The organism is Bauldia sp. (genome assembly GCF_020442045.1).
Taxonomy (GTDB): domain Bacteria; phylum Pseudomonadota; class Alphaproteobacteria; order Rhizobiales; family Kaistiaceae; genus Bauldia.
The window spans coordinates 1-7,168 of record NZ_JAGRLA010000195.1; the positions used below are offsets into that span (position 1 = coordinate 1).

At 66.9% G+C, this 7,168-nt stretch carries 8 protein-coding genes; 5 read left to right on the plus strand and 3 right to left on the minus strand.

Features of this window, described 5'->3' with window-relative positions; all coding sequences use genetic code 11:
- From rho to hemE, 3 genes are all read right to left on the minus strand, one after another.
- A partial coding sequence (gene rho / locus KDJ86_RS20490; protein ID WP_291750293.1) for a transcription termination factor Rho occupies positions 1-794 on the minus strand: 794 nt, incomplete at its 3' end.
- 189 nt (positions 795-983) lie between these two features.
- Entirely contained in the window at positions 984-1,511 is a 528-nt protein-coding gene (hemJ, locus tag KDJ86_RS20495) for a protoporphyrinogen oxidase HemJ (RefSeq protein ID WP_291750296.1), read from the minus strand.
- Between the two features lie 6 nt (positions 1,512-1,517).
- Positions 1,518-2,564: a uroporphyrinogen decarboxylase gene (gene hemE / locus KDJ86_RS20500; RefSeq protein ID WP_521085326.1), complete on the minus strand. Its 1,047-nt coding sequence runs from the start codon at positions 2,562-2,564 to the stop codon at positions 1,518-1,520.
- Positions 2,565-2,970: 406 nt separating this feature from the next.
- On the opposite strand from hemE, the gene KDJ86_RS20505 reads away from it, so the two are divergent.
- The 5 genes from KDJ86_RS20505 (at position 2,971) to dnaQ (ending at position 6,945) form a co-directional block, all read left to right on the plus strand.
- On the plus strand, positions 2,971-3,810 hold the full coding sequence (locus tag KDJ86_RS20505) for a pyruvate, water dikinase regulatory protein (protein ID WP_291750299.1): 840 nt from the start codon (positions 2,971-2,973) through the stop codon (positions 3,808-3,810).
- Positions 3,807-4,409 (plus strand): Maf family protein, encoded by a 603-nt coding sequence (locus tag KDJ86_RS20510; protein ID WP_291750302.1) that lies wholly within the window; start codon positions 3,807-3,809, stop codon positions 4,407-4,409. Before KDJ86_RS20505 ends, KDJ86_RS20510 begins: the two co-directional genes overlap by 4 nt.
- Positions 4,410-4,652: 243 nt before the next feature.
- Positions 4,653-5,519 carry a shikimate dehydrogenase gene (locus KDJ86_RS20515; RefSeq protein ID WP_291750304.1) on the plus strand — a complete coding sequence of 289 codons (867 nt, stop codon included), beginning with the start codon at positions 4,653-4,655 and terminating at the stop codon, positions 5,517-5,519.
- Complete coding sequence (gene coaE / locus KDJ86_RS20520) at positions 5,519-6,115, plus strand: dephospho-CoA kinase (RefSeq protein WP_291750306.1); 597 nt, start codon at positions 5,519-5,521, stop codon at positions 6,113-6,115. Before KDJ86_RS20515 ends, coaE begins: the two co-directional genes overlap by 1 nt.
- 119 nt (positions 6,116-6,234) lie before the next feature.
- Complete coding sequence (gene dnaQ, locus KDJ86_RS20525; protein WP_291750309.1) at positions 6,235-6,945, plus strand: DNA polymerase III subunit epsilon; 711 nt, start codon at positions 6,235-6,237, stop codon at positions 6,943-6,945.
- Positions 6,946-7,168 lie beyond the last annotated feature (223 nt).

Sequence of the window (7,168 nt, forward strand, 5' to 3'; positions counted from 1 at the left end):
ATGACCACGTCGCGGCCATGCTCGACCAGGCGCTTGGCCTTCTCGATCACCATCTCGGCGACCTGGACGTGGCGGGTGGCGGGCTCGTCGAAGGTCGAGGAGATGACCTCGCCATTCACCGAGCGCTGCATGTCGGTGACTTCCTCCGGCCGCTCGTCGATCAGGAGCACGATCAGGTAGCACTCGGGGTGATTGGCCGAGATCGAATGGGCGATGTTCTGGAGGAAGACGGTCTTGCCGGTGCGCGGCGGTGCGGTGATCAGGCCGCGCTGGCCCTTGCCGAGCGGGGCGACGAGATCGATGACGCGGGAGGAGAGGTCCTTGCCGGTCGGATTCTCGATCTCCATCCGGAACCGCTCGTCGGGATAGAGCGGCGTCAGGTTGTCGAAATGAACCTTGTGCCGCGCCTTCTCGGGGTCCTCGAAATTGATCGTGTTGACCTTGAGCAGGGCGAAATAGCGCTCGCCATCCTTGGGGCTGCGGATCTGGCCCTCGACCGTATCGCCGGTACGCAGCGAGAAGCGCCGGATCTGCGACGGCGACACGTAGATGTCGTCGGGTCCGGCCAGGTAGTTGGCATCCGGCGAGCGCAGGAAGCCGAAACCGTCCTGGAGGACCTCGACCACGCCTTCGCCGATGATCTCGGTGTCGTTGGCGGCGAGTTCCTTGAGGATCGCGAACATCAGCTCCTGTTTGCGGAGCACGCTCGCATTCTCGACCTCGAGCTCTTCGGCGAAAGCGAGAAGCTCGACAGGCGATTTCGCCTTGAGGTCCTTCAATTTCATTTCTGGCATTAATTCACACGTCTCTTGGAGTGAGGGATATTCAGGCAATAGGGGAGGGGATGCAGAGCAATCGGCCGGAACGGTGTCTTCGGCACGGCCTTATGACGGTCCCAAACGATCGCCAAAGCCCGTCTGCTTCTCGTGCGGTTGGCGCAAGATAGTCGTTCCGTATCGGGACGGCAAGGGCTTTGCGACAGTTCAGAACGGTTTGACGACAACGAGGATGACGATGCCGATCATCAGCAGGGTCGGGACCTCGTTGATCATCCGGTAGAAGCGCTGGCTTCGCGTATTGCGGTCGGCGGCGAAGTCCCGCACCCATCGCGAGAAGAGGCCGTGGATGGCGGAGAGAATCACGACGAGCAGGAGCTTGGCGTGGAACCACGGGCTCTGGAACCAGCCGCCGTCCCAGGCGAGCCACAGGCCGAGCGCCCAGGTCGCGACCATCGCCGGATTGATGATCGCCTTGAGCAGCCGCCGTTCCATCACCTTGAAGGTTTCCGACTGGACCGAACCCGGTTCGGCGGCCGTGTGATAGACGAAGAGCCGCGGCAGATAGAGCATTCCCGCCATCCAGGCGATCACCGCCACGACGTGAATCGCCTTGAACCAGAGGTAGAGGCCGGAGGGCTCCCACCAGACCAGAAGCGCGAAGGCGAGCGCGACGATGGCGAGCGCCACCACGATGCGAAGAAGGAGAATCGAGGTCCGGGTGTCCGCCTGCATGGCCGGTCAGTCTCCCTGTACCCGCGCGATCAGCCGCTCGACATGGGCGATCGGTGTCTCGGGCACGATGCCGTGGCCGAGATTGAAGATGAACCGGCCGCCACGCATCGCCTCAAGGATCGCGTCAATCGCCCGATCCAGCCCCGCACCGCCGGCGACCAGAACCAGCGGATCGAGATTTCCCTGCACTGCCGCCAGGGGCTGCAGCCTGTCCCGCGCGAAATCGAGCGGCACCGTCCAGTCGATGCCGACCCCGTCGACACCCGTCTGCCTGACATAGCGTTCGAGGCGAAGTCCGGCACCTTTCGGAAAGCCGATGATCCGGATCGCATGCGCTTCCTTGCGCACCGCTTCGACGATCCGCCTGGTCGGGGCAATCGACCAGCGATCGAAATCGTCGTCATTGAGGATGCCGGCCCAGCTGTCGAAGATCTGGACCACGTCGGCGCCGGCCCTGATCTGGCCGAGAAGCGAGATCACCGACGCCTCGACCAGCCGGTCGATCAGCACCTGGAAGAGCTCCGGCTCCCTCGCCGCCATCAGCCGCGCCGGCCCCTGGTCGGAGGTGCCATGCCCGGCCACCATGTAGGTGGCCACCGTCCAGGGCGCGCCACAGAAGCCGATGAGCGACAGCTCATCCGCCAGCAGGTCGTCAACCCGGCCGATAGTCTCGAACACCGGAGCGAGCCGCTCCGCCACGCGGCTGACGTCGAGGCCGGCGATCGCCCCGGCATCGATGGGATCGAGCTTCGGTCCCTCGCCTGCGACAAAGGACAGATTCCGCCCAAAGGCATAGGGCACCATCAGGATGTCCGAAAAGACGATGGCGGCGTCGAGATCGAACCGTCTGACCGGCTGCAAGGTGATCTCGGCCGCGCGGACCGGATCGAGACAGAGATCAAGGAACGAGCCGGCTTCCGCACGCAAGGAACGGTATTCGGGGAGATAGCGCCCCGCCTGGCGCATCAACCAGATCGGCGGTGGATCGATAACCGCTCCGTCGAGGACCGCGCGCAATCGACCGTCGGGACGGGCAGGAGGTTTTTCGTTCACCGGATAATTCCAAGAATCCCAGAGAATCTTGTTTTATTGATTCTGTTTGGGGGTGGATTACAGCCAATCCAAATGATCCACAATTCGCCGCAACGACGCGGCGGAACGGGATAGCCGATCATTGCCCGGAAGCGAATGATGGCAATTGCGGGGATAAAGCCGATCGGCCATGCATTAACAATTCGTTAAGAAATAGGGCAGCGCCATCTTCAATGCCATCCACAAGGCTGTCCACGGGACAGCAGCGGACAGGCTGTGAAATGACCGATTCCATCCCATGGCAGGGGAATCGTAACCACAAGAAGTAATGTGTTGATCAAATCCGCCGCTTCGGGGACAGTCCGCCACGACCGGTCCCGGACGATGACCGACAGGACCCTTCATCCACAGGCACGGGGAGAACCGTGTGAAGAACCGCGAAGGCTTCTTCCACCTGCATATGATCTCGGATTCAACCGGAGAGACGCTGATCACCGTCGGTCGCGCCGCCGCGGCGCAATATGCCGACATGCGTCCGGTCGAGCATATTCATTCGATGGTGCGGACCCACAAGCAACTCGATTCGATCGTCGCGGCGCTCGAGGAGGAACCCGGCATCGTCCTCTATACGCTGGTCGACAAGGAACTCGGCGAGCGGCTGGAAAAGGAGTGCCGGCAGATCGGAATTCCGTGCGCCTCGGTGCTCGAGCCGATGCTCCAGCTCATGCAGAGCTATCTCGGCACGCCTCATACCCGCAAGGTCGGTGCGCAGCACCTGCTCGACGCCGACTATTTCCGCCGGATCGACGCGCTCAACTTCACGATGGTGCACGACGATGGCCAGGTTGCGGGCGTGCTCGAGGAAGCCGACGTCATCCTTGTCGGGGTCAGCCGAACCTCGAAGACCCCGACCAGCATCTATCTCGCCAACCGCGGCATCAAGACAGCCAATGTTCCGCTGGTCCCCGGCGTGGCGCCGCCGCCCGAGCTCGAGACGGTGACGCATCCGCTTGTCGTCGGGCTGACGGCGAGCGCGGAGCGGATCGCGCAGCTCCGCGAGAACCGGGTGCTGTCGCTGAACGCCATGGCGCATGGCGAATCCTATGTCGACAAGGCGGCGATCGCCGACGAAATATCCCAGGCGCGGAAGCTGTTTGCCCGTCACGGCTGGCCGACCATCGATGTCAGCCGCCGCTCGATCGAGGAAACCGCCGCGGCGATCATCGCGCTTCGCGACAAGCGCGAGCGTGACGCCGCGCCGCCATGAGCGCCGGGCCGCGGATCGTCCTCGCGTCAAAAAGCCCGGCCCGGGGCGCGCTTCTCGCCAATGCCGGCATCGCCTTCGACGCGATCCCCTCGACGGTCGACGAACGACAGGTCGAGGCGCCGTTGATCGCGGCGGGCCGTTCGCCGGCCGAGATCGCCGTGGCGCTTGCCGAAGCGAAGGCACTGGATGTCGGGGCCGCGGCCGGCGACGCCCTGGTGATCGGCGCCGACCAGACGCTCGACGCCGACGGCCGGCGCTGGGTCAAACCGGAGTCGATGGACGAAGCGCGCGACCAGCTCCTGACGCTCGCCGGGCGCAGCCACATGCTCCAGACCGCGGTGGCCGGCGTCCGCGCCGGCGCGATCCGGTGGCGTTATGTCGAAGCGGCGGAGCTGACGCTGCGCCCGCTTACCCCCGACGCGGTCGACCGCTATCTCGAAACGGTCGGCGAGGCGGCGCTCGGCAGCGTCGGCGCCTATCAGGTCGAGGGACCGGGCATCCAGCTCTTCGAACGCATCGACGGCGATTATTTCGCCATCCTCGGCCTGCCGCTGCTGCCGGTGTTGAGCTGGCTAAGGAAAGAGGGAGCGCTGGCGTAAGCGCCGATCCTCGGGGAGGCCGGATTTCCCCGGTTCGCCGGAGCGAACCGGTGCTGGAAATCCGGGAGATGGGTATGGTTCAACGTCGTCCTCCGGCTTGACCGGAGGACCGCTGCGGGGCGGGTGAGCCGTTCGCGATCCGGCAGTGACGAACGATCCTCTGTTTGCGCAAAGGATGACGGTCGGGAAGTGACGGAGTATGGAACCGCGAAGCCCTGCGTCCAACGAGAATCGGAAACCTTGATGACCACCCCCGTTGCCTGTGTCGTCGGATGGCCGGTGAAGCACTCGCGCTCGCCGACCATCCATCGCTTCTGGCTGAAGGAGCTGGCGCTTGCCGGCGACTATGTGCTGAAGCCGGTCGAGCCGGACGCGATTCAAGCCTTCCTCGCCGATTTCGCCGATTCCGGCTTCGTCGGCTGCAACGTCACGGTGCCCCACAAGGAGGCGGCCTTCCGCGCCGTCGCCGGAATGGACGAGGCGGCGCGCGCGATCGGCGCGCTCAACACGATCTGGCTCGAGGACGGCCGGCTGCTCGGCGCCAATACCGACGCGCCCGGATTCCTGGCGAGCCTCGACCAGGAGGCGCCGGGCTGGGACGCGGCGCCCGGGCCGGCGGTGGTGCTCGGCGCCGGCGGCGCCGCCAAGGCGATCGTCTATGCCCTGCGGTCGCGCGGCTTCGCGCCGGTGACCATCGTCAACCGGACGGAAAAGCGCGCCGAGCAGATCGCCCGCAACCTCGGCGGACCGATCGAGGCGGCGCGGCTGACGGCGCTGCCGGGGCTGCTCGGCGGGGCGCGGCTGCTGGTCAACACGACGACGCTCGGCATGGAGGGACAGCCGCCGCTCGATCTCGATCTTGCGCCGCTTGCCGACGACGCGGTGGTCAGCGATCTGGTCTATGTGCCGCTGGAGACCGGCCTGCTGAAGGCGGCGCGGGCGCGGGGGCTGCGCGCCGTCGGCGGGCTCGGCATGCTGCTCCATCAGGCGGTGCCGGGATTCGAGCACTGGTTCGGCCGGCGGCCGACGGTGACGCCGGCGCTCCGCGCCGCGGTGATCGAGACGCTGGGCGCGGCCGCCTCGGCCGACGCCGGAACGGATGCCGCGTGATGCTGGTCCTCGGTCTGACCGGATCGGCGGCGATGGGGAAATCGACCACCGCCGCGATGTTCGCGGCGGCGGGGCTGCCGGTCTTCGATGCCGACCGGACGGTGCATCGCCTCTATCGCGGCGCCGCCGTGCCGGTGGTCGAGGCGGCCTTTCCCGGAACGACGGCCGGCGGCGCGGTCGACCGCGACCGGCTGCGGGAGAAGGTGCTCGGCAACGAGGCCGCGATGGAGCGGCTCGAGGCGCTGATCCATCCGCTGGTCCGGGCCGAGCGCGACGTATTTCTCGCGGCCGCGGCGGCGGCCGGGCACCGGGCGGTGGTGCTCGACATCCCGCTGCTCTTCGAGACCGGCGCCGAGGGCGACATGGACGCGGTGATCGTGGTGACGACCGCGCCGGAGATCCAGATGGCGCGGATGCTGGCGCGCGACGGGATGACCCGCGAGCGGGCCGAAGCGATGATCGCCCGCCAGACGCCGGACGCGGAGAAGCGCCGCCGCGCCCATTTCCTCGTCGACACCAGTTCGGGCCTGGAGGATGCGCGGCTCCAGGTGGCCGGGATCCTCCGCGCCGTCGCCGGCATGACCGGGCGGCAGTGATCGCGACACCGACACGGGCGCGCCGGCCCGGGGCGGCGGTGGAGAAGCGCGAATAGCCGCGGCGGCGGGCCGCCTGGCGGCTTGCATGGCGCGGCTTTGCCGTCCACGATTCGCGAATCATGCGCGAGATCGTCTTCGATACCGAGACAACCGGGCTCAACCCGGCCGGCGGCGACCGGGTGGTCGAGATCGGCTGCGTCGAGCTGTTCAACCACATCCCGACCGGCAACACCTTCCACCAGTATATCAATCCCGAGCGGTCGATGCCGGTCGAGGCGATGCGGGTGCACGGCCTCGACGACAGGTTCCTCTCCGACAAGCCGGTCTTCGCGGCAATCGCGGCCGAGCTGGTCGCCTTCATCGGCGACGCGCCGATGATCGCCCATAACGCGGAATTCGACCTCGCCTTCCTCAATGCCGAATTCGGCCGCTGCGGCCAGCCGGCGCTCGAGCCGGAGCGGATCGTCGATTCGCTGATGCTCGCCCGGCGCAAGCATCCGGCCGGCCCGAATTCGCTCGACGCGCTCTGCGCCCGCTACCAGATCGACACCAGCCAGCGGACGCTGCATGGCGCGCTGCTCGATTCCTTCCTGCTCGCCGAGGTCTATGTCGAGCTGATCGGCGGCCGCCAGGCGAGCCTGATCCTCGCCGACGAGCGGGGCGGGGGGACGCGCGAGAGCTACGGCGCCGCCGCCGTTGCCGCCCTGCCGCGTCCCGAGCCGCGGCTGTTCAGGGTGACCGAGGCCGAGATGGCCGCCCATCGCGAACGCCTGGACATCCTCGGCGACAAGGCGATCTGGCTGAGCTATCTGGCAGCGAGCGGCGCCTGAGCGTAGGGGCCTGAGCCTAGGGGCCTGAGTCCGGGGCCGGGCGCCCTGCGTCCTTCGAGGCCCGTTCGCTCCGCGACCGGGCACCTCAGGATGGCGAGGTTGGAGGGCTCACAAGTCGTGCGCAGAATCGGCTTTCGGGGAAGCGCGAATTCCCTCGCCATCCTGAGGTGCGAGGGCGCAGCCCGAGCCTCGAAGGACGCACCTCCTGTCAGCCGAGCAGCCG

Excerpts from the sequence above, each read along its gene's own strand:
- hemJ (WP_291750296.1), bottom strand. The coding sequence starts at position 1,511 with ATGCAGGCGGACACCCGGACCTCGATTCTCCTTCTTCGCATCGTGGTG.
- KDJ86_RS20510 (WP_291750302.1), top strand. The coding sequence starts at position 3,807 with ATGAGCGCCGGGCCGCGGATCGTCCTCGCGTCAAAAAGCCCGGCCCGG.
- KDJ86_RS20515 (WP_291750304.1), top strand. The coding sequence starts at position 4,653 with ATGACCACCCCCGTTGCCTGTGTCGTCGGATGGCCGGTGAAGCACTCG.
- coaE (WP_291750306.1), top strand. The coding sequence starts at position 5,519 with ATGCTGGTCCTCGGTCTGACCGGATCGGCGGCGATGGGGAAATCGACC.
- dnaQ (WP_291750309.1), top strand. The coding sequence starts at position 6,235 with ATGCGCGAGATCGTCTTCGATACCGAGACAACCGGGCTCAACCCGGCC.